18 protein-coding genes are annotated in these 22,634 nt (G+C 47.0%); 14 read left to right on the top strand and 4 right to left on the bottom strand.

What is annotated here, in order from left to right; genetic code table 11:
* Nucleotides 1-132 precede the first annotated feature (132 nt).
* The 13 genes from ftsH (at nt 133) to C7Y66_RS02645 (ending at nt 15,775) form a co-directional block, all read left to right on the top strand.
* Nucleotides 133-2,052, top strand: a complete 1,920-nt coding sequence (gene ftsH / locus C7Y66_RS02705; protein WP_181245490.1) for an ATP-dependent zinc metalloprotease FtsH — start codon at nt 133-135, stop codon at nt 2,050-2,052.
* A gap of 163 nt (nt 2,053-2,215) precedes the next feature.
* A complete protein-coding gene (locus C7Y66_RS02700) occupies nt 2,216-2,473 on the top strand; it encodes a BrnA antitoxin family protein (protein ID WP_015156691.1) in 258 nt (85 codons plus the stop codon).
* Nucleotides 2,474-2,519: 46 nt separating this feature from the next.
* Nucleotides 2,520-3,500 carry an NAD(P)-dependent alcohol dehydrogenase gene (locus tag C7Y66_RS02695; protein ID WP_106544366.1) on the top strand — a complete coding sequence of 327 codons (981 nt, stop codon included), beginning with the start codon at nt 2,520-2,522 and terminating at the stop codon, nt 3,498-3,500.
* 12 nt (nt 3,501-3,512) lie between these two features.
* Nucleotides 3,513-4,004 (top strand): ATP-binding protein, encoded by a 492-nt coding sequence (locus tag C7Y66_RS02690; protein ID WP_199197215.1) that lies wholly within the window; start codon nt 3,513-3,515, stop codon nt 4,002-4,004.
* Nucleotides 4,005-4,085: 81 nt separating this feature from the next.
* Nucleotides 4,086-5,261 carry an AGE family epimerase/isomerase gene (locus tag C7Y66_RS02685; protein WP_106544365.1) on the top strand — a complete coding sequence of 392 codons (1,176 nt, stop codon included), beginning with the start codon at nt 4,086-4,088 and terminating at the stop codon, nt 5,259-5,261.
* Between the two features lie 280 nt (nt 5,262-5,541).
* Entirely contained in the window at nt 5,542-5,889 is a 348-nt protein-coding gene (locus C7Y66_RS02680; RefSeq protein ID WP_106168220.1) for a hypothetical protein, read from the top strand.
* Between the two features lie 322 nt (nt 5,890-6,211).
* Nucleotides 6,212-6,577, top strand: coding sequence for a response regulator transcription factor (locus C7Y66_RS02675; protein ID WP_015156687.1), 366 nt, complete (start codon nt 6,212-6,214; stop codon nt 6,575-6,577).
* 30 nt (nt 6,578-6,607) lie between these two features.
* Nucleotides 6,608-7,102 carry a chemotaxis protein CheW gene (locus tag C7Y66_RS02670; RefSeq protein ID WP_106544364.1) on the top strand — a complete coding sequence of 165 codons (495 nt, stop codon included), beginning with the start codon at nt 6,608-6,610 and terminating at the stop codon, nt 7,100-7,102.
* A complete protein-coding gene (locus C7Y66_RS02665; protein ID WP_106544363.1) occupies nt 7,099-9,840 on the top strand; it encodes a methyl-accepting chemotaxis protein in 2,742 nt (913 codons plus the stop codon). Before C7Y66_RS02670 ends, C7Y66_RS02665 begins: the two co-directional genes overlap by 4 nt.
* A gap of 2 nt (nt 9,841-9,842) precedes the next feature.
* A complete protein-coding gene (locus C7Y66_RS02660; RefSeq protein WP_106544362.1) occupies nt 9,843-12,362 on the top strand; it encodes a response regulator in 2,520 nt (839 codons plus the stop codon).
* A gap of 18 nt (nt 12,363-12,380) precedes the next feature.
* Nucleotides 12,381-13,415, top strand: a complete 1,035-nt coding sequence (locus C7Y66_RS02655; protein ID WP_106544361.1) for a response regulator transcription factor — start codon at nt 12,381-12,383, stop codon at nt 13,413-13,415.
* Between the two features lie 42 nt (nt 13,416-13,457).
* Nucleotides 13,458-14,138 (top strand): hypothetical protein, encoded by a 681-nt coding sequence (locus C7Y66_RS02650; protein ID WP_015156682.1) that lies wholly within the window; start codon nt 13,458-13,460, stop codon nt 14,136-14,138.
* An 86-nt stretch (nt 14,139-14,224) separates the two neighbouring features.
* Nucleotides 14,225-15,775 (top strand): alkaline phosphatase, encoded by a 1,551-nt coding sequence (locus C7Y66_RS02645; protein ID WP_106544360.1) that lies wholly within the window; start codon nt 14,225-14,227, stop codon nt 15,773-15,775.
* Between the two features lie 45 nt (nt 15,776-15,820).
* On the opposite strand, the gene C7Y66_RS30855 is transcribed toward C7Y66_RS02645, so the two are convergent.
* The 4 genes from C7Y66_RS30855 to C7Y66_RS02625 all read right to left on the bottom strand — a co-directional run bounded on the left by C7Y66_RS30855 (nt 15,821) and on the right by C7Y66_RS02625 (nt 20,113).
* The gene (locus C7Y66_RS30855; RefSeq protein ID WP_158265857.1) at nt 15,821-15,994 is read right to left on the bottom strand and encodes a hypothetical protein; all 174 of its coding nucleotides are present in this window, start codon (nt 15,992-15,994) and stop codon (nt 15,821-15,823) included.
* Nucleotides 15,995-16,002: 8 nt separating this feature from the next.
* Complete coding sequence (petN, locus tag C7Y66_RS02640) at nt 16,003-16,095, bottom strand: cytochrome b6-f complex subunit PetN (RefSeq protein WP_015156680.1); 93 nt, start codon at nt 16,093-16,095, stop codon at nt 16,003-16,005.
* A gap of 150 nt (nt 16,096-16,245) precedes the next feature.
* The gene (locus C7Y66_RS02635) at nt 16,246-18,561 is read right to left on the bottom strand and encodes an amylo-alpha-1,6-glucosidase (protein ID WP_106544359.1); all 2,316 of its coding nucleotides are present in this window, start codon (nt 18,559-18,561) and stop codon (nt 16,246-16,248) included.
* A 526-nt stretch (nt 18,562-19,087) separates the two neighbouring features.
* Entirely contained in the window at nt 19,088-20,113 is a 1,026-nt protein-coding gene (locus C7Y66_RS02625) for a glycosyltransferase family 4 protein (protein WP_106544358.1), read from the bottom strand.
* Between the two features lie 481 nt (nt 20,114-20,594).
* Here C7Y66_RS02625 and C7Y66_RS02620 point away from each other — a divergent pair, with 481 nt between their 5' ends.
* The gene (locus tag C7Y66_RS02620) at nt 20,595-22,601 is read left to right on the top strand and encodes a DICT sensory domain-containing protein (protein WP_106544357.1); all 2,007 of its coding nucleotides are present in this window, start codon (nt 20,595-20,597) and stop codon (nt 22,599-22,601) included.
* The last annotated feature ends 33 nt before the right edge of the window (nt 22,602-22,634 follow it).

Here is a 22,634-nt window from a genome sequence, read left to right as displayed (position 1 = left end):
GAATTGAGTTTATAGCTGGAGCTAAGGCAAAATCTCTTCAATCTGTTAAGTATGAAATAGAACGGTGGATCGTACCTACCGTCCTTTGCAAAACAGTTTATGGGTCAAGGCAGCGACAGAGGGCATTTTAATATGAGAGGTTCGCGCAAACAGTCATTAGATCGGCGATCGCCAGCAGGTAGTAAAGCTATGAATATGGCGAAGCGAAGTCTATGGCATTTGGCAGCAAGCGGAATGATATTGCAGTCAATGCTTGTAGGTACTCCGGTACTGGCGCAAAGAGAAAATTCCAATACGCTGAATTACGGCGAATTGTTACGCAGCATCGATCGCGGAGATGTTACCAGAATAGAGCTTGACCCAGCGCAGAATATTGCTAAAGTTCAGCTCAAGGGACAAAAGGCGGACGAACCACCTAAAGAAGTATTGTTATTACAACAAAATCCAGAATTAATTAATAGAGCTAGAGATAGACAAGTCCCATTGGAAGTCAATTCTTCTGCTGATAGTAGGGCTGCAGTGGGTCTGCTAGCAAATTTACTCTGGATCGTGCCTCTGATGGCGTTGATGTTGCTATTGTTACGTCGTTCAGCTAATTCTTCTAACCAAGCCCTAAGTTTTGGCAAGTCTCGCGCTAGATTCCAGATGGAAGCTAAAACGGGCGTGAAATTTGACGATGTTGCAGGGATTGACGAAGCCAAAGAAGAGTTGCAAGAAGTCGTCACCTTCCTCAAACAGCCAGAGAAATTTACCGCAGTTGGGGCAAAAATTCCTAAAGGAGTTTTGTTAATCGGACCTCCAGGAACGGGGAAAACATTACTAGCAAAAGCGATCGCTGGGGAAGCAGCAGTCCCATTTTTCAGCATCTCCGGTAGCGAATTCGTCGAAATGTTTGTCGGTGTGGGCGCGTCGCGGGTACGGGATTTATTCAAGAAAGCGAAAGAAAATGCCCCTTGCTTAATATTTATCGATGAAATTGATGCGGTAGGCAGACAAAGAGGTGCGGGAATTGGTGGTGGAAACGATGAGAGAGAGCAAACTCTCAACCAATTACTCACAGAAATGGACGGGTTTGAAGGCAATACGGGAATTATCATCATTGCTGCGACGAACCGTCCTGACGTACTCGATGCAGCATTATTACGTCCTGGTCGCTTCGATCGCCAAGTTACGGTGGATCTGCCAGCATATAAAGGACGACTGGGAATTTTACAAGTCCACGCTCGTAATAAGAAAGTCGATGATTCCGTCTCTTTAGAAGCGATCGCCCAACGCACGCCTGGTTTTTCTGGTGCAGATTTAGCGAATTTACTCAACGAAGCGGCGATTCTGACGGCAAGGCGGCGCAAAGAGGCGATTACACCGTTGGAAATTATGGATGCGATCGACCGAATTACGATTGGGTTGTCGCTGACACCATTATTAGATAGTAAGAAAAAGCGGTTGTTGGCTTATCATGAAATCGGACACGCCTTATTAATTACGCTGCTGAAAAATTCCGATCCTTTAAATAAGGTGACAATTATTCCCCGTTCGGGTGGAATTGGTGGTTTTGCCCAAAGCGTACCCGACGAGGAAAATGTAGACAGTAGCTACTTGCGGAGTCGCGCTTGGATTTTAGACCGAATTGCGATCGCCCTGGGAGGACTAGCTGCTGAAGCCGAAGTATTTGGCGATTCAGAAGTCACTACGGGTGCTTCTGGAGACTTAAAAATGGTTGCTAACCTAGCGCGAGAAATGGTGACATTATACGGAATGTCAAATTTGGGTCCAGTCGCTTTAGAAAGCCCCGATAACGAAGTATTTTTAGGGGGAGGGTGGATGGAGCGATCGGAATATTCTGAAGAAATGGCAAGAAAAATCGACAATCAAGTTAGGGCGATCGCGACTGAAGCATTTACAAAAGCGCGGACAATTATCCGCGAAAATCGCGATTTAGTCGATCGCTTAGTGGATTTGTTAGTCGATAACGAGACAATCGAAGGCGAACAATTCCGGCAAATTGTCACCGAATACATGCAAGAGAAAGAGCAAAAATTATCCGTTGTTTAATGTTTACTTGTTAGTAGGGTGGGCATTGCCCACCCTACTTTTTTATGACCTAAAATGATACTTTATTTAACAAGTATGATGAATGCGATCGAATAACTGCTTGGGGCGCTGTTCCATTGGTAGTATGTACAGTTATGCATACTACAGTTGAGGTGGCTTACCAATGGAAACAGAATATGATTTTAGTCGGGGTAAACGAGGGGCGATTGACCCAACACCACCTGGAAAAACTCGGATCACAATTCGGCTAGATGACGAGGTTTTAGCATGGTTTCGCGAACAAGCTCACAGTGCAGGCGGAGGAAATTATCAAACTATGATTAACGAAGCTTTGCGCCAGCATATTCAGCAGAGTCGCGAACCTTTAGAGGAAACCTTACGCAGAGTTGTTCGTGAAGAACTTGAACGTATTGAGCGTTAAGGTGCTTGTTGAGGGCTAACACTAAAGCTATCTTAGAGGAGCATTCATGAAAGCGATTGTCTGCACGGAATACGGATCGCCGGAGGTTATGCAGCTAAAGGAGGTAGAAAAACCTACTCCCAAGGACAATGAAGTATTGATAAGAATACATGCGACAACAGTAACCTCGGCGGATTTGCGCCTACGCAAGGCTGACCCATTCGCCGTACGATTTTTCTATGGTTTCTTAAAACCTAAAAAGAACGCGATCCTGGGGAGCGAGCTAGCTGGAGAAATTGAAGCGGTTGGCAAAAATGTAACGCAATTCCAAGCAGGCGATCGCGTATTTGCTGGAGCGGGAATCAGTCTTGGCGCTAATGCCGAGTACATATGTCTGCCTGAAGCAGGAGCGATCGCCATCAAGCCTACTAACATGACCTATGAGGAAGCCGCCGCCATTCCTTTTGGGGCAACAACCTCACTGATTTTCCTGAGAGATAAAGGGAAGATTCAGAGCGGACAAAAAGTTCTGATCTATGGGGCTTCTGGAGCGTTAGGTACGGCTGCCGTGCAGCTTGCCAAGTACTTTGGCACAGAAGTGACTGGGGTATGTAGTACGGCAAATTTAGAATTAGTGAAATCTCTGGGAGCCGATCGAGTTATCGATCGCACTCAAGAAGATTTTACTAAAAGCGGTAAGACCTACGATATTATTTTTGACACGGTAGGCAAGAGTTCGTTTTCAGGTTGTCTGCGATCGCTCAAGAAACAAGGAATTTATCTCAGAGCTGTCCACATAAATCTGTCCCCGATACTTCGAGGACTATGGACTTCAATGACCAGCAGCAAGAAAGTCATAGGCGGGACAGCAATCGAGCGTAAAGCAGATTTAATTTTCCTCAAAGAGCTGATTGAAGCAGGGAAGATAAAATCAGTTATCGATCGGCGTTATCCATTGGAACAAACTGCCGAGGCTCACAGATATGTCGAACAAGGACACAAACAAGGAAGTGTCGTCATAACGGTGAAGCACGATCGCCAAACCTAAGCAAGACTTAAAGTGAATATCAAATCAACCCTATTTTTCTTCTGTGGAAAAATGGCTGCGGGAAAATCTACGTTAGCAAGGCAGATAGCCAAAGAATACAACGCAATTCTTTTCGTTGAAGATGAGCTACTTGCCCAACTTTATCCTGACGAAATTGTCGATATTCCCAGCTATATTAAATACTCGCCACGCCTTCGGACTGCGATTTCATCCCATATCAGCGATCTTCTCTCTAGAGAAATATCGGTCGTTCTAGATTTTTCAGCCAATACAATCAACCAACGCAAGTGGTTTCGCGGATTGTTTGAGAAAGCTAATGCAGCCCACGAGCTATACTTCATTAACGCAACTGATGACCTTTGCAAACGTCAATTAAAAGAGCGAAGTAAAAATCAATCGGAATCAGCTTTTGTCAGCGATATGGTTTTTGAGGAAATAACCAAATACTTTCAACCTCCTTCTGAGGAGGAGCAATTTAACATTGTCATCTACGATCGCTCTTGAATAAACGCGAACCAGCCCTTGTGAATTATTTATAGCAAGGTGATAATTAGTGGCGATCGCTCCCTCGTGCTATCCAAACTTATGCAGCAAGATTTTCAAGCACTGGCTGAACTGTACAAAAACGCTCTGCTCAACGACGTAATTCCGTTCTGGGAGCGACATTCAGTTGACTGGGAGCAAGGCGGCTACTTTACCTGTCTCGATCGCGCGGGGAAAGTTTACGATACCGACAAGTTTATCTGGTTGCAAAATCGCCAAGTTTGGATCTTCTCCATGTTGTATAACCAACTAGAAAAACGTCCAGAGTGGCTCAAAATTGCCGCAAACGGCGCAAATTTTCTAGCAAAACACGGACGAGATCCTGAAGGTAATTGGTACTTTGCTCTCGATCGCGCTGGTAATCCTTTGGTACAGCCATACAATATCTTTTCCGATTGCTTCGCGGCAATGGCATTTAGTAAGTATGCCTTAGCTTCAGGAGAAGATTGGGCAAAAGATGTCGCCTTGCAAGCTTACAACAACGTTTTACGCCGTCAGGACAATCCCAAAGGCAAATATAACAAAGCATATCCTGGGACGCGATCGCTCAAATCGCTAGCAGTACCGATGATCTTAGCCAACTTGTCCCTAGAAATGGACTGGCTGCTACCCAGCGATCGCCTAGAGGAAATTTTAGCTGTCACCGTGCGCGAAGTCATGACCGATTTTTTAGATCGCGATCGCGGCTTAATGTATGAAAACGTGACTCCAGATGGTTCCCATATTGACTGTTTTGATGGCAGACTCATTAACCCCGGTCATGGGATTGAAGCCATGTGGTTCATCATGGATATTGCACGCCGCCACAACGATCCGAAAACGATTAACCAAGCAGTTGACGTAATCCTCAACATTCTCAATTTTGCCTGGGATAACGAATACTGTGGCTTATACTATTTTATGGATGCTAACGGACATCCACCTCAGCAACTGGAATGGAATCAAAAACTGTGGTGGGTGCATTTAGAATCATTGGTAGCACTGGTAATGGGATATCGCCTGACGGGACGCGAAGCGTGTTGGGAGTGGTATCAAAAAATGCACGATTACACTTGGTCGCATTTTGCCGATCCTGAATATGGCGAATGGTTCGGTTACTTAGATCGCCAGGGACAAGTCTTATTAAACCTTAAAGGTGGCAAATGGAAAGGTTGTTTCCACGTTCCCAGAGCGCTCTATCTTTGTTGGCAGCAGTTTTCAGTTATCAGTGACCAGTGACTAGTGACTCCTGACCAGTGACCAGTTAATTCCGACTCTCGACTCTCGACTCCCCTCACAAATAACAGAGAAACTTAGTGAGTCTGGATACAGATTTTTATAGAGCGGTTTTAGTACCATAAGAAAAATTATAAGTTTAATCTAAAAAGCACAACTAAAATAGAAATGAGAGGTGGTGCGAATTAGGTTAGTGCGTGTCTGCAATATACGTACTTATTTGCCGACCTATGGAGTGTAGAAGTTTACTCAAACCTCGCGCTTGTTTTGACAAGCTAAAGCTATGCTCTACCTACGATTTTCTCTTATTGCAACTGCTATCTTGCTAGTAACAGCCGCCTTGGGTCAACCAGTTTTAGCTCAAACAGAGGTCAACTCTGGTATCAATAACATCTCAACAGTTGAAAGTTTACAGAAACGAACGATCGCCCGAGGAAATGCAGAAATTTTAGGCACGATAGAACTAGAAACCACAACAAGGCGATCGCCTGCTCCCGCCAAACTGCCAGCCCCTAGAGCAATCCAAATCAAGCCAGTACAAAGAGATTTATTTACCCCTAGACCAGTTACACCAGCAGAAGCAGATGCAACAATTGACCGAGGGATTCAAGTCATTATCGATAACCCGTAAATGAGCGGGTCGGTAGTTTAGCGAGTAGTCAGTGGCGGTTAGGGAGGGGTGAGTAATTAGTATAAATTCTTTCCTGCCCCCTACCCGAAACCTACCTATTCGCTACTTACCTGTATACAATTTTACGGTTAAGATCTGCTGCTATCTCTAGACAAATTTACAAAATTTTGATAAGTTCCTGTTTTAGGAGTGTAAGTTAACACCTGAACAAATATAAGCTAGTAAATACAAAACCCAATTTTACTTCCACGGTGGAAAACTAGAAAAAGTCAACTATCAACAACTACAACCAGATATTTTTTACTTTAGCTGAAATTTATAGATGAAAACCGTTTTAGTTGTTGAAGACAGCCCGACCGATCGACGGTTGATAGTGGCTTTATTGCAACAAGTTGGCTTAAATGTGGTTTGTGTTGACTCGGCAGAATCTGCTTTGCACTGGTTGTCAGCCAACCACCGACCAGATCTGATCGTATTAGATATTGTTATGCCTGGGATCAGCGGACTCGATTTATGTCGCCAACTGCGTGCTAGTCCGACATTTGAAGATATATCAATTATTTTTTGTTCCTCGAAAGATCAGGAATTCGATCGGTTTTGGGCTTTACGTCAAGGAGGAGATGCTTATATTGCTAAACCTTTTGCACCACTCGATCTAGTCCAGACAGTGTGTAGTCATCTCAGTTAGTCACCGCATTCCACTGCCTAGTTGGCTCTAATGCTCACCGAATACTTTCACATTCAGCTATCGCCGGGAATCGAACTGTTATTACCGTTGGAACAGACGGTAGGTGTAGTAACCTTAACGCTAGAGCAAATTTGCCCCATCCCTGGCGTAGCATCAACATTGTTAGGGGTAGCAAACCAGCGCGGTAAGTTGTTGTGGATACTAGATTTAAGCGGGTTGTTGGGGCTAGTTAGTTCGGTCAGAAATGCTCATGCCAAGACCAACTTAACTCTTGTCGTGCTGAACGGGAGCGCTCATGTGGCAAGAGAGCAAGATTCGCGGCAAGTCGGCTGCGTGGTGTCGCTGCTCAAGGGAATTGTCTCGCTCGATCCGCAGCAGTTTCAGCCCGTACCGGCAGAATTTCCGCCAGCTTTAAAGCTCTATGGCGTTGGTGTTGCCCAGATCGAACGCCCCGTAACTGCCCTGAATGTGAATGCTATTTTTACGGCTCTATCCACCTGCGATCGCACCTCAGTACATCCATGACAGCATCTAGCAAAAGTTATCCAAATCTGCCCACGCCACAGCACATTGCGGCGCTAGCAGCAGAAGTCGAACGCGAACCAAAAGATTTGGTGAATAAAATTACGCTCGCGAATGCCTTAGAGCAGACGGGAGATGTTATCAAAGCTGCCGCATTTTACCGAGAAGCGATCGCGCAAGATCCCGATGGGATTTACGGCTCTGTGGCGCGAAAGGCGCTGGAAACTCTAGAAAGATCTGATGGGTGGCGAGAGGCAAATAGCTCGGAAACGGGCAAACCACTGTCAGAATCCAAATTAAGTTTGGGAGAGGGGCTGGAAAGCACTGTTAGCCCACAGCCACTCATGCTGAGAATGAGAGTAGCTGGCAGTAGAATTACCAATGCCTGGCAACACTTCAACTTCCGCACTAAACTCGCTATTGTTTTAATAATTAGCACCGCCCTCCCAATTGTCGTCATCACCCAAGGAATTGTCACAGTCACCCGAGACACCTTACTGCAAAAAGCCAGACAGTCGTTACAAAGGGATGGGTCGTACTTCAATGAAGACTACGTGATGTGGAGTGTGGACGAGGCACAGACAGAGGCAGATACGATCGCTCGGCTCGTCGAAACTTTGAAGATCGATTTGAACAGTCAAAGCCAAGTCAGTGCGTATCGACAGCAATTGCAAACCTACATGGAGAGTTTGAAAGTTTCTGATGAAAGCGACTCGGTAGAAAAAAACTTGAGAATTGTCACCGATGCTCGGGGTAGAACGGTAGCCCAATACATTCAAACCTTATCCCCAGTATCGTTCAACCCCTCCGCCGAACAACTTCAACTCTCACCACAATATCAGCCCGTGTCCTTGCCCTTGGGGATAAATGTGGCAGATATTCCCATCGTTCAAAATGCCTTGCGCACGGGCAAAACGCTGCAAGGCATGGAGTTATGGAAGGAAGATTTTCTCAAACGTTTGGGGCAAGACAAACAAGCAAATATCAGGTTACAGTCGCCAGCTCAAGCAGCACAGCCTTCAACTGCGAGTCAATCCAGCATCGATGGTGGGAAAGCTGCTTTAGTGGGTGTCGTCGTCCACCCGATCGAAATCGACAATCGAGTCGTGGGTACTGTCATTGTCGCCTCAGTGGAAAACCGGAACTTTTTAAATAACGATAGTCTAAAACAACGGGTGGGCATTCCCATCTCAGCAGTCTATGCTCAAGACTGGCGAATTTCCTCTAACATTCCGGCTAGCGACGGCAAAACCCGAGATATCGGCACGCGATCTCCTCAAGCTATAGCCGCCACCGTTCTCGGTAAAGGACAAGAAGTTATTGCTAAAACAACAATTGCTGGTGCAGAATACCTGGGCATATACCAACCATTGTACGACCACCAGCAAGAACTCAATCCGACCAAAGCCAAGCCTGTAGGCATGACCTTTGTAGCTCGCCCAATGTCAGAATTAGACGAGCTGCTTGCCCAACAGCAAAAAACAGCCTATGGAATTGGAGCGGGAATGCTATTAATAGCAGCATTGATGGCAATTCCAATTGCTAGTACCTTTGCCCGCCCGCTCAGACGACTAGCAGAATTCGCTCAGGCAGTAGGTGAGGGCAAGCAGGGAGAGAGATTAGAAAATTCTCAGCGCGGCGACGAAATAGGCATTCTAGCGCGGCAATTAAATGCGATGACGGCAAACATTGAAGCGAACCTAGAGGCAATGCGCACCTCAGAAACCCGCCAGCGTCAGGAAAAAGAAAGGTTACAGCGGGGCATGATAAACTTGCTGTTAGAGACGGAAACAGTCAAACACGGCGACTTAACTGTCAGAGCTAAAGTCTCGCAGGGGGAAACAGGCGCAATTTCTGATGCATTTAATACAGTTATTGCCAGCTTGCGCGAGATAGTCTTGCAAGTTAAATCAGCCGCCGAACAGGTGCAAATTTCAGCCGTAGACAGCGAAGCTTCTGTAGAAAAACTTGCCTGTGAAGCCAACACCCAAGCCGAAACAGTGGCAGAAGCATTGACTTCGGTAGAAGAAATGGAACAGTCGATTCAAGCGATCGCCAGTTCCGCCCAAACCGCCGCCACCATCGCTCGTCAGGCACTAGATGCAGCCCAAGATAGCGATCGAACGATGGACGAGACTGTCAATAGCATGGAAACACTCCGCGCCAATGTTTGGGAGACAACTGTAAAAGCCAAACGGCTAGCGGAATCTTCCCAAGAAATTTCTAAAATCGTCAGCATTATCTCGACAATCTCTGAAAAAACCAACGTCCTCGCCTTCAACGCCGCAATCGAAGCAACGAGAGCTGGAGAAAATGGTAAAGGGTTTCGCCTCGTGGCTAATGAAGTCAGACGCTTAGCAGAAAGAGTCACAGACGCAACTAAAGAAATTGACCGATTGGTGCGAACTATCCAGCAAGGAACCAGCGATGTGTTAAAAACGATGGAAGTTAGCAACGCCTCTGTAGCAATAGGAACCCAACTGGTGACAAGAACGAAAACCAACTTGCAGGATATGGCACAGATCGGTCAAGAAATCGACCAATTGCTGCAATCAATTTCCGTGCGGACAGTTTCTCAAGCAGATAACTCCTGTATGGTCAATCAAACCATGCAAACAGTAGCAGCGATCGCCCAAACAACTTCGACCGAATCTGCTGCCGTGCTATCTACGCTACAGGAACTCCTTGAGGTCGCCCGCGAACTCCAACTTTCCGTGTCCCGATTTCGAGTAGAAGATTAACTATGGTGCTGGATGCTGCAAGCTTAGAGGCAATTACTCAAGAAATACGCACTTGTTTCCTGTACGAAGATGCCCCAGACCAATTGTCAGTCTTGGAACAGGGAATTCGCCAGTTGCAAGCAACAGATCCCGAGGTGAATTTGAGCGGGTTATACTCTACCATGCTGCGGGCAGCTCATTCCCTTAAAGGTGGAGCGGGAATCGCTCAATTTACCACCCTGAGCCGCCTATCCCATCACCTAGAAGACCTATTACAAGCCTTACAGCACGAACGGGTAGAGCAGCAGGAGTTAGCCTATGAGTTGATCTCCCTGAGCATCGAACAGATCGGTAGCTTGATTGTCACGGCGATCGACAATCCCGAAGGAGTCGATCGCTTAGAAGCAACAACCCTACTACCTACAACAACAGCAATTGAAAATTTTTTGCAATCGCTGCCACCGAGTCCCAGAGCTGAGGCAACTGGAGAAGAATTTTTGCTGCTCAACTCCCAAACCTTCAATCCGAGCGCACCGCATCCTCCTACTGATTCCCAACTCCTGAACGATTCCCTGGCGATCGCCTCCGGCATCCGCAGTTTAAATTTAAAAATACCCGTATCGCGACTAGAGCGGATCGATAACACCATTGGCGAGTTGTTTATCAGTTACGAACGGCTATCTTTATATCAAGAACAACTACATCAGGTCGATCTCACGCTCAAACAGCGGGCTGCCCAGCTCAACCCCCTCAGCGAAGACATGCAAGCTCTTTACAACCAACTTGCCACACTTGGCAGAAAGAACAGGGAGCAGGGAGCAGCTATTAAGTCGCAAGTCGCAAGTCACAAGTCACAATTAATTCCGAATTCCGACTTCCGAATTCCGAATTCTCCCCACGCACCACTCAATTACCAACTACTGACGACCGACTACCAAATACCCACATCTAATTCTTTACAAGAATTGCAAGAGCTGATCGTCCAGGTGCAAGAAGCTAGGGCGGATGTGGAATTTATTTCTCTAGAAATGCGGGAAGCTTTGGTAGAGTTACGCCAGCAACTCGACGACTTACGCGGAGATTTAACCGAGTCGCGCCTAGTCAAGTTTGGCAGCTTAGCAAACCAGTTTGCCGCTGCCCAACAATCATTTAGCCAACGCTACGGCAAATCCGTTCAGTTGGCGATCGAAGGACGGGAAACCACGATCGATCGGGCGATCCTCGAACAGTTGAAAATTCCCCTGTTGCATCTATTTCGCAATGCTTTCGACCACGGGATCGAATCTGCTTCAGAGCGGCAGGCAAGTGGTAAATCTCCCATAGCGCGGATGAGTCTGATTGCTGTAACTGAAGGTAATCAACTGATTATTACTCTTGCTGATGACGGGCGCGGGATTGACTTGACCGCAGTGCGACAACGAGCTGAAGCACTCGGACTGTGCGACTCAACTGCTGTACTCTCTTCAGAGCAAATTTTGGAATTTTTGTTTCGTTCTGGTTTTTCCACCTCCACCACAGTTACGACTTTATCAGGGCGCGGTTTAGGACTAGATATCGTTCGCCTGCAAGTCGAGCGCTTGCGTGGGACGATTGGCGTGGAAACTACAGCAGGGCAAGGAACTAAGTTTACCATTAGCATTCCCATGTCCTTAAATATTTTGCCGCTGCTATTGTGTAAATGCCAGCAGCAAACCTTGGCGTTTCCCGCTTCTCAGGTTAAAGAGGTTGTCGTCTTGTCGGAATACGGGACGGGATTGCAGCACGGCAGCACGATCGCTTGGCGCAATCTCCCAGCTCGACTGTACTATCTACCACAGTTTTTACCTTACCAATGGCGGCGCGGGGCGATAACTTCGTTAAGCTTCGCTAACGCTACCGAACTAGACCAACGTTTGGGACTCGTGTTGGAGATTGAGGCAGAGACAGTCGTGCTGGCTGTAGATCAGATGTTGGGAGAGCGAGAATTAGTTCTCAAGCCTTTTGACGCTACAGTGAAAGTTCCGAATTACCTGCTCGGTTGTACGGTGCTGGGTACGGGGGAAATCGTTCCCGTTCTCTCACCCGATCGGTTTCAAGAACTGCTATCTCAGTTTTCGGTCGCACCAGCAACAATTCGTCAAGAAAGCAGCCGACAGGAGACATTTTCAGCTACAACTGAAGAGATTCCCAAAATTTTGATCGTAGATGACGCGATCGCATTTCGGCGAATTTTAGAGCGGATTCTCACGGCAGCAGGGTATAAAGTAGTACAGTGCCGTGATGGGCAAGAGGCTCTAGAAAAGCTCTCTTCCTCAGAGGAACGCTTCGACCTAGCCATTTCCGATCTGGAGATGCCCCGCGTAGATGGGTTATCCTTACTACGGGAAATCCGTGCTTCCTCCCAATGGCAAAAACTCCCAGTCATCGTATTGACCTCGCGGGAAAATCAGTGGCATCGGCAAACAGCGTTCGGTCTGGGTGCGACGGAGTATTTTACCAAGCCCTTTTGCACGGACGACTTACTGCAAGCGATCGCCAACCTCTTGCCAGTCACCACCCTTTAACTTGTCAATGTTTGCTGCATGATTCGGATTTTGCTGGTAGACGATCAAAAACTGATTCGCCAAGGGCTGAAAGCATTGCTAGAACTCGATCCTGAGATGGATATTATCGGCAGTGCTAGCGACGGTCAAGCGGCGGTCGAACAAGTAGACATGCTCAACCCCGATATCGCGCTGATCGATATTCAGATGCCTGGAATGGACGGAGTGACAGCAACGCGCATCATTTCCGAACGCTTTCCAGCCACAAAAACGATCGTTCTTAGCGGCTACGACGACGAGGAATACTTAGCTGAAGCGTTGCGTTCTGGAGCCAAGGGTTATCTGTTGAAAGACACTCCTGCCGAAGAACTGGTCAACGTGATTCGTGCCGTACACAAAGGATACACTCAAATTGGTCCTGGGTTACTGGAGAAAATTAGCGGCAAAATTACAGGACGGAATACCGAGCGCATCCAAGCGATGCCAATTGCCAAAACGACTGTAGCTGCGGAGACTAAGGTGCTGTCGCTATGGCAGCGTCAGGTAGAACAACAATTAGATCGTTTCGATCCTGAGTCTTTATCAGAAACGATTCACCTTGCCATCAGTCAAAATTGGGTAGAAGAATTGCTAGCTTACGTTAAGCAACAGCTGTGGGAAAAACCGCTCAATTTATCTGCCCTTTACCTAGCTGGCGTTTTATCGTCTCAGAGCCACTCACCAGACCGCAATGCAGCCCTAAGACATCTCGGTGTCGGCTTTCAAGCAGGAATTGACCAGAAATTGTCGTCTGATGATTTACTGTTATTTTACCAAGCGGGCGTAGATGTCGATCCAGCTACTGCCTTTAACTGGTTGACCCATATCAATGCTCCTTGGAACCAGAACCAAGATTTATCTTTTTTACTTACAGAAGCTTTGCGCTTATTTGGCAATAGCTCCCAACCTTATCGCACTTTATTAGTCCTAAAACAAATCAGGGATCTTCGTGCCGTCAGTGAAAACTGCAATGCTTTGAACGAGAAAATCATTGCTCTTCGTCAAAGTTTGGCGCAACTGAAGAATTTTGGATAATTTATTTAATGTCCAAATTAAAGCCTGAGTCAAAAAAATCTTATGAAAAATAATCTGACCGAACTATTGTCTGTGGAACAAGAACTAACAGAGCTGCGCGATCGCCTCAAACAATCATTTGCTGTCTTAGATTCACTCACACAAATTCCAGCTCAATTTGCCGCTCTAGGGCAATCATACCAACAATTACAAGCAAATCTAGAACAGGTCAAAGCAAATAAAGCAGACCTCATCAACTTAGAAACAGATGTTAACTTACGTCTAGCGGCGATCGAAACTGCAATTGATGTCCGTTGGCGAGAATTTAAAGGAGAATTAACACATTTACAAGACGAACTCGGTAGCGCGGATATTCATTTAAGTAACTATAATGCCGAACTCGCCAAGCAAGTCAGTGAATTACGGGAAGAGGTATCGAAGCGACTGAAGCATTTTTGGCAAGAATGGACGGCTGACGAGGCAACGCACGCGGCGATTAGCGAAATTGTCGATACTAAATTAAATGCAGAATTAGAAGATTTTATTCAAAAATTAGAGCAAGCTGGCTTTAGTCCCCAATATTTTGAAAAACAACAAAACCTTGAAACAGAATTGCGTCTGACGCAATCCTCTTTGCGCGACACCGAACGCCAGTTACAAATGATCCGCAACTTTACCACGATCACTGGCTTGACAGTGGCGATCGCCCTTGGCTTAACAATCGTACAATTACTGTCGCGCTGAATAGGGAGCAGTTATCAGTGACCAGTTATCAGTGACCAGTGACCAGTTATCAGTGACCAGTGACCAGTGACCAGTGACCATAACCAATGACAAATAACAAATTGCAGCGGCGGGAGTTGCTGCTTGGTGCAGCGGCTTTGGCGGCTGGAACGATCGCGAGTCAATGGCAGACAAAAACTGCGATCGCGAAACCGAAATTCTCCCAGTATCCGTTTAAGTTGGGTGTAGCTTCCGGCGATCCACTGCCAGAGAGTGTCGTTATTTGGACGCGCCTCGCACCCGATCCGCTTGAAGGTGGCGGGATGCCTGCCGAATCGGTTGTCGTCCAGTGGCAAGTGGCAACTGATGAAAATATGCGGCAAATCGTCCAGCAGGGAGAAGCGATCGCCACTCCAGAATTCGCCCATGCCATCCACGTTGAGGTAGAAGGGTTACAACCCGGACGTTGGTATTGGTATCGATTTCAAGCAGGGGATGCCGAAAGTCCAATTGGACGCACGCGCACCACTGCCGCGCTGAATGAGGCACTCGGACAACTCACTTTTGCTTTTGCTTCCTGTCAAGATTGGCAGAACGGTTATTATACGGCGCATCAAAACTTAGCCAAGGAAGATGTGGAGCTAGTCGTCTTTCTAGGGGACTACATCTATGATGGCGGCTCCCGCACCGATAGCGTGCGATCGCACCGTACTCCCGCCGCTGTTAGTCTTGCCGATTACCGCAACCGCTACGCTTTATATAAAACCGACCCCAACCTCCAAGCGGCTCATGCTGCCTTTCCGTGGATCGTGACTTGGGACGATCATGAGGTACAAAATAACTATGCAGGCGATCGCTCTGCCTTCGGCGACTCGCCATCTGCTTTTGGGCGACGGCGGGCGGCTGCTTACCAAGCGTATTACGAGCATATGCCCTTACGACGCGATCGCGCACCCCAAGGCTCTCGGTTGCAGCTCTATCGGCGCTTTACGTTTGGTGACTTAGCTCAATTCAATATTTTAGATACGCGCCAGTACCGGACTCAGCAGCCCTGCGGCGGCGGATTTAAATCTCGCTGTCAGGAAGCTTTCGCTGCTAATGCAACGATGATGGGACACCAGCAGGAACAATGGTTATTTCGAGGCTTAACTCGCTCCGCAGCACGGTGGAATATTCTTGCTCAACAAACCGTACTCGCTCAATTCGATGTCGATCCGCGCTCTCGTTCGGAGTTATTCAACCTCGATCAGTGGGACGGCTATGTCGAAGCGCGTCAGCGATTGCTGAAATTTCTAGCGCAACGCCAACCTGCTAACCCCATCGTGATTACAGGCGACGTGCATTCCAGTTGGGTACACGACCTCAAACTTGACTTTAAAAATCCTAATTCCCCCACCGTTGGCACTGAGTTTGTCGGCACTTCTATCTCTTCCAATTTTCCCAAGCAGTTTATTCCGACGGCGACGATCGCGATGAGCAGAAACCCCCACACCAAATTTTTTAACGGAACTTATCGGGGGTACGTTCGATGCCACTTGACACGCGATCGCCTCGTCACCAACTATCGGATCGTTTCAACCATCCGCCAACTCGAAGCCAGTGTGAGAACGCTCGCTTCATTCGTCGTGGAGAATGGGAAATTAGGGGTGAGGAGCTAGGATTAAGTGGTACGTGAGGAGAATTCGGAATTCGGAATTCGGAATTCACTTTCGTTGTTTCTTTGCCTTGCTAGAACGACGAAGTTCTTTGTTTTCCCGATCGCGACGACGGCGATCGCGCCATTCTACCAGTGTCAGGTAGCCGATACCACCAGTGACCGCCAGTAAAAGACCAAACGCCGCGATCGCCAGAATGTTAAAAACTGGTATTGTATCCACGGGATTTATTACAGTCCGTTACGACCCCAAACGACCATAGCAATAGACCAAGTAAAAGTTACCAGCAATCCAACCCAACCCAGTGTCAAAATAGCGTCCATAACAATCTGTGACAACAAATTCACAAAACAACTCTAGTGTTCATCATACTAGGAATCAGTTGTCAGTTATCAGTGAATAGTGGCTAGTGGCTAGTGACTAGAAAAGATTTTAGCCACTAGCCACCAGCCACTCATCAACAACCAATTCTCTTACGCTTCGATCACCACACGCAGGTTACCGCGTTTTTTGACCACGCGACAGGCAGTCGTATTGCCAGCACGCTCGAATTCTAGGTCGAGTAAGGTAGGACCGACACGTAGATTGTGTATGGATAGGCGATTGATGGAGTCTGGTAAAGCCGGATCGATGATTCGCAAGCAATTATTTGGGGCATCAGGTACGAGATTAATAATTGTTTGCAATAACTGAAAAATGGTTCCCGTTGCCCAAGCTTGGGGAGAACAAGCCACGGGATACTGGACGGGAGCGCGATCGCCATTGCGTTCGTAGCCGCAGAATAGTTCTGGTGGACGCTGGTAGGGTTGCTGAAGTGTCATGTCGAATAACCCCTGAAATACGTCCAAGGCTTGATCCACTAGCCCGAGCGATCGCAGTCCCAGTACGATGAGAGAATTATCGTGAGGCCAAACCGAACCGAGATGGTAGCCCATCGGATTATAGGCGGGGGATAAACTGCTTAAAGTGCGAATTCCCCAACCGTTAAACATATCAGGCGCTCGGAGCCGTTCGGCAACGCTGTAGGCTTTTTCAGGTGTAAAAATGCCTAGATGCAGACAATGCCCGGGATTAGAGGTAATACTATCGACTGGTTTGCCTTCCCCATCCAACGCCAATGCGCAAAAATCCTGGTCGGACAGCCAAAAATCGCGATTAAATCGAACTTTCAGCTCTCTGGCTTCATCCTGCCACTTTTCGGCAAGATCGAGCCGCTTCTTCATCCGAGCAATTTCTGCCAGTCGCACTTTTGCGGCATAGACATAAGCCTGCACTTCGCATAGAGCGATCGCCCCTGTGGCTAGTTCTCCTTGACGATTAACTATACAATCGCCAGAATCCTTCCAACCTTGATTGGCTAAACCTCCGCGTGACTTGCGGAAGTAGGATAAATATCCTGTTGGTTTGAGGCGGCGATCGATCCAATCCATTGCTGCTAAAGCATTTGACCACAAACGATCTAGGGTTTCTAAGTCGTGAGTCCAGGCAAAGTATTCCGCATAGAGCATTAACCACAAAGGAGTAGCATCGATCGTACCGTAATAAGGCGTATGGGGGATTTCCTGGCAACGTGCCATTTCTCCCATGCGGATTTCATGTAGGATTTTACCTGGTTCCTCTTCCCGCCATTCATCCTCAGTTTTGCCTTGATAAGCTGCGAGTAAAATCAAAGTTTCGCGGGCGATCGCCGGATTTAACATTAAAGTTTGAGCCGCCGCGATCAGCGAATCTCGTCCGAACAGGGTAGAAAACCAAGGTACGCCAGCGGAAACAGTTTTATACTTGCCAAAAGATTGCCGTAGCAAATACATGTCTTGCTCGGCTCGCTCGACGATATGGTTGAAATCAGCCTTATCAGAGCGAATTTGCGTACTTTGCTGACACCAGTGCTGTTCTTCTGAGTCTTCCGCTGCTCTGGCTTGGACTAATGTATTGGGAGCGTGAACGGTAGAAGCCGAGCGATCGTTAATTGCCATTGACAATCGATAACCGAGCTTTTTGGTTTCGTGGGAAGCCAAGTCTAGCTGCCAAATTGCCGTATAGCCTTTGAATAAATCTGGCTGAGTGTGTTGGAACTGCAACCGCGATTCCATAATGGAATTATCTAAACCCTGGTAAGCAAGGGTGAGCGTTTCTGGAGGTTGGTAATCGGTAATTGGTAATTGGTAATTGGTAATTGCTCCCTTGCCTTCCTTGTCCTCCTTGTCTCCTTTCTCTTTCTGTCTTCCATCTACTGCGGCAAGCCGTAGCAATTTACCGCGCTTTTCTCGATTGAAGCCGCGAATTTCAAATAAATCGACAAAATCGGCATCAAAACTCAGGCTAATAGAAACGCTGACGGCACTCGTGCTGTAGTTGGAAATTTCTATTTCTTCAAATAGTGCTCCATTCAAAACCAGTTCGCGACGAATGCCAAGGGTGTCAGCTTTCAATCGATTGTCTACTGTAGGATTAGTACATAAGACAGAAAGGGAAAACCCTTTATCGGCGGTACTGCTGAGTAAAAAAGGCGATCGCCCCTCAATCTGTAATTCTAAGCGACTTAGAAATCGGCTATCGCAGCAAAATAACCCCATGCTAGCTGCACTATCATCGCTATAACAGCCGCCAGCAATATTTCCTAGCGTATCTGTCACCAAAAATAGATCGTCGTCTTTAATCGTCAAAGTCGGTTGTGGTCTTTCGCTCAACACGCAGGGCCATTCTGGAATTGGCAATTGTTCTGCGGGAACGAATACTCTACCACTTATTTCTAATCTGTCTTGCGTTGCTATCGTATCCAGTGTCATACCAAAGGCTTTTTGCTGTTATAGGTGTGCGACCCAGTTTTATTATTATCAACCTTCTTAGTAGACCGTGCGATCGCAATTTTTTTATTGGCTTTACCACCTTCAGCAACAACTTTTTCTCTACGACTTTTGCGCTTAAAGTTGCAGCTTATATCTGTAATTTCTATAAGCGTCAGCAATAATTAATTACACTAATTTGAACAATGTAAATTATTGTAAGCAGATCTTAAATAGAAATACAACTCATTAAAGATGTTTGCGATAAAGTTAAAAAATCTTAGCTTTCAATCCAGGGGTCAACTCATAAAGTAACGAAGGCAAACAGTTGTCAGTTATCAGTGACTAGTGACTAGTGGCTGGTGGCTAGAATCGTTTCTAGTTCCAGGGGCGTACTGACATCGGGAGAAAAGCCAGCTAGTGACTAGTGGCTGGTGGCTAGAATCGTTTCTAGTCACTAGTCGCCAGCCACCAGCCACTCATCATCAACTGTCAACCGTCCACCGTCTGCTCAATTTTGAATTTTCCCCTACCCCTTCCAAGTTTGATACGCCTTTTCATATGCGCTCGTCATCGCTTGGACGCTAAAGCGATCGATCGCATAGTCGCGACATGTTTGGCGATCTATTTTCATCGCATCGGGAATCACATCCACCATTTGTTCTAGAGAATGACAAACAAAGCCTGTTTTACCATGAGCAATCACTTCTGGTACGGAACCCAAACCCATGCCAACTACAGGCGTGCCTGTTGCCATTGACTCAATCATGACTAGACCAAACGGTTCTCGCCAGGTAATCGGAAACAAAGTTACTGTAGCTCCACCCAAAAGCTGAGCCTTCTCTTCATGAGATATTTCCCCAAGGTACTGAATTTGCTCACCGTCAATTAATGGCTCAACGCGATCGCGAAAATATTCTCGATCCACCGGATCGACTTTGCCAGCCATTTTTAATGGTAAACCAGCAGCGCGGGCTATTTTCATCGCTTCAATCGGACCTTTTTCAGGAGATATGCGACCGACGAAAGCCAGATAAGCTGGTTGACTAGGTTGAGCCTGAAACGGATAGATAGAGGTATCAATACCGTTATAGATAGTTTGAATGTAATTTAACCCTAGACGAGGTTCTCGTTGCGCTTCGCTAATACTGATGTATGGTTGCCAAGCAAAACGCCGAAACATCTTTTCATTATCAGGAGTAAAAATACCGTGAGTTGTATGTACCGTAGGCGTTTTAGCAAAACCAGTGTAAGGCAAGGCAGCGCAGCCAACATGAGAATGAATAATGTCAAAATGATGGGCGTTGCTAAAAACCTCAAACAGCATCATTTGCTCGTAAAGCCCTGGTTCCTTGACACTGGGATCGAGACGTAATGCTTTATTGTGGACTGACTTGAGCTGAGCTGTAGTAATCGAGTCACCAGAGGCAAACAGCGTGACTTCATGACCGCGCCGGACTAATTCGTCAGTTAGTAAACTAACGATTAATTCAATACCACCGTAGCGAAAGGGTGGGACTCGTTCCCACAGAGGAGCAATCTGAGCGATTTTCATTATTTTCTGGTAATTGAGCAGTAACTACAAATCGATCTGAAGAATGCTGCCAATTTCCTTTGGCAGCCTTCTGACTCGCAAACGACAGAAGATTTCTCTCGTCGCTTAATAAGTTTTAATAAAAGGCACAAACTCGCCTAGATGCAACCCTCTATAGGTTTATATACTTAGAATTTTTAGTTCTAAAGATTAACTTATACTATTTTTACTTGACTTTTACAACATCTATCTATCTAAGGATATTGTTGGTATTTGGTATTTGGTATTTGGTATTTTCTCCCCCATGCTCCTCAGCTCCCTCAGCTCCCGATCGCTCCCTCAGCTCTCTTCCCCCTGCTCCCTGATAACTGACTACTAGCTCCTAGTCCCCAGTATCGGTAGGATGGTTGATAGAGAACCCTCGATGCAAGCAAGCAGCGATCGCGCTTCCTAGTTCTCCTGGCAGGGTGGTACGCAGGTAACGCGATCGACAAACACAGTCATGAGCAATTTGACTTCTGTGCTAAGCGATCTGCTAGTAGCAGTACCCCAACTGCGACCCCAAGTTTATTTCAAAGCTTCTTTAACGGCTTTGTCCCATGCGATGGAAGACCAAGTGCTTGCTTCGACTTCAGACCAACCGTTGCTGATTGCTAGCTTTCAGCGGGAACGCTTCTATCGTCAAGAAGCCCACCGCTACAAACGCCTTGCTCGGCAAACGAATCAAGTCTACGTACTAGCAGCACCGGAGACAGATTTTACGAATGCTTCCGAATACTACGAAACGATCGCCTTCGATCCAACAGAATCATTAAGTCAAGAATGGCATCTCGTCGCGATCGGGCAAAATTATAGCACTTGCCTGATTTGTCGCGAACGCCCCAGCATAGTCCAGATTAAACCCTCACCTCATTTACCAGCGGTGGATATGGATCCCACCCGCCAGTTTGAAGGTATCTGGACTTCCGAGCGACAAATTAGCTGTATTGCAGCCGAGCTGTTACTTCAACGCATTTTACATTACAGACCAGAATTAGCCCCTAAAATCGAACTCGCGCGCGATCGCTTCGGTATATTTCCACAAAGGCGATCGTCAGCGAAAAAGTCTAAAACTGCTGCCCCCATTACTTTACCCTCGCTAGATCCTGCGGCGATCGATACCAATCCTTTCGTCCAGAGATTAGTAACGTACCTGCAAGCCGGACAGTACAAATTACTCAAAGCCTACCGCTCGATTGCTGCCCAAGAACGGAAAGAACGCCTCATCAACTCGATTACCGCTGCGATTCGCAAAGGTAGCGCCACCGGACTACCGTTACATCCCCAAGAAATTTTGAAAGTCGCAGTTCGCGAATTGGGAATTGCCCTGGCTGCCTGCCGTTGCTTGATTTATCGCGCCCAAGCTAACGATGATAGGGTGGCGATCGCCCACGAATATTTACAACCTGGCGTTTCCTCAGTAGTAGGAAAAGTCATGCCTTTACAAAAAAATCCCTTATTTCAAGAAATGACCTGTCAGCAAGGATCGATCTGTATTGTCGATACTCAAACTGACACCCGCGTGACTGATTCACCCCTGCTACAACAGCTCGTAAAACAGCTGGATATTCGTTCTTGGTTGTTAATGCCAGTGTTGTACCAAGGTAAGTTATTGGGAATAGTCGAATCTCATTATTGTGGTTCTCAACCACACCAGTGGACGGCAGATGAAACTTCTTTAGTCGAAGCGATCGCCACTCAGGTAGGCGCAGCATTGATTCAAGCCGAAGCTTACGCAAATCTAGAAGACCTCAACCAGCAATTAGAGGCGCTCGATCGCACCCGCAGCAACCTCATCGCGATTACTGGACACGAACTTCGTACCCCCCTCTCGACGATCCAAGTTTGTTTGGAAAGCCTTGCCACCGAGCCAGATATGCCCTTAGAATTGCGGCAAGTCATGCTCAGCACTGCTCTTACCGACTCCGAGCGGATGCGCAAATTAGTCCAAGATTTTCTCACCCTCTCCAACTTAGAAAGCGGACGGGTAGAATGGCATCCTGAAACTTTACCCTTAGATGAGTGCGTCGAGCTTGCCCTCAGCCGCGTCCGCACCCGTTCTAACCCAGAAGATTTACCGCAGATCGTCAGCACAATTCCAGTCCAACTTCCTCTGATTAGGGTTGATGGAGACTGGTTGGTAGAGTTAATCGCTAAACTGTTGGATAACGCCTGCAAGTTTACGCCTCCCACAGGACAGATCGCGATCGCCGCACGTACTAATGGTGGCACGACGCTAGAAGTTACCGTTTCCGACACCGGACGCGGTATCGAACCCAATCGGCTCGAAATTGTTTTCGATCGCTTCTACCAAGAAGAAGGCGCGCTCCGTCGCACCGCAGGAGGTACGGGTTTAGGCTTAGCAATTTGTCGTCAAATTGTCAATAGCTGGAACGGGAAAATCTGGGCAGAATCAGCAGGAAAAGACAAAGGTAGTACGTTTCACTTCACTATTCCGACTGTGGAATAGTCATTGGTCATTGGTCATTGGTCTCTCCCTTGT

It is taken from the genome of Chroococcidiopsis sp. CCALA 051, from assembly GCF_003015105.1.
Lineage (GTDB): Bacteria > Cyanobacteriota > Cyanobacteriia > Cyanobacteriales > Chroococcidiopsidaceae > Chroococcidiopsis > Chroococcidiopsis thermalis.
The sequence above is the reverse complement of the archived record's forward strand: the minus strand, read 5'-3'. Positions and strand labels throughout refer to the sequence as shown.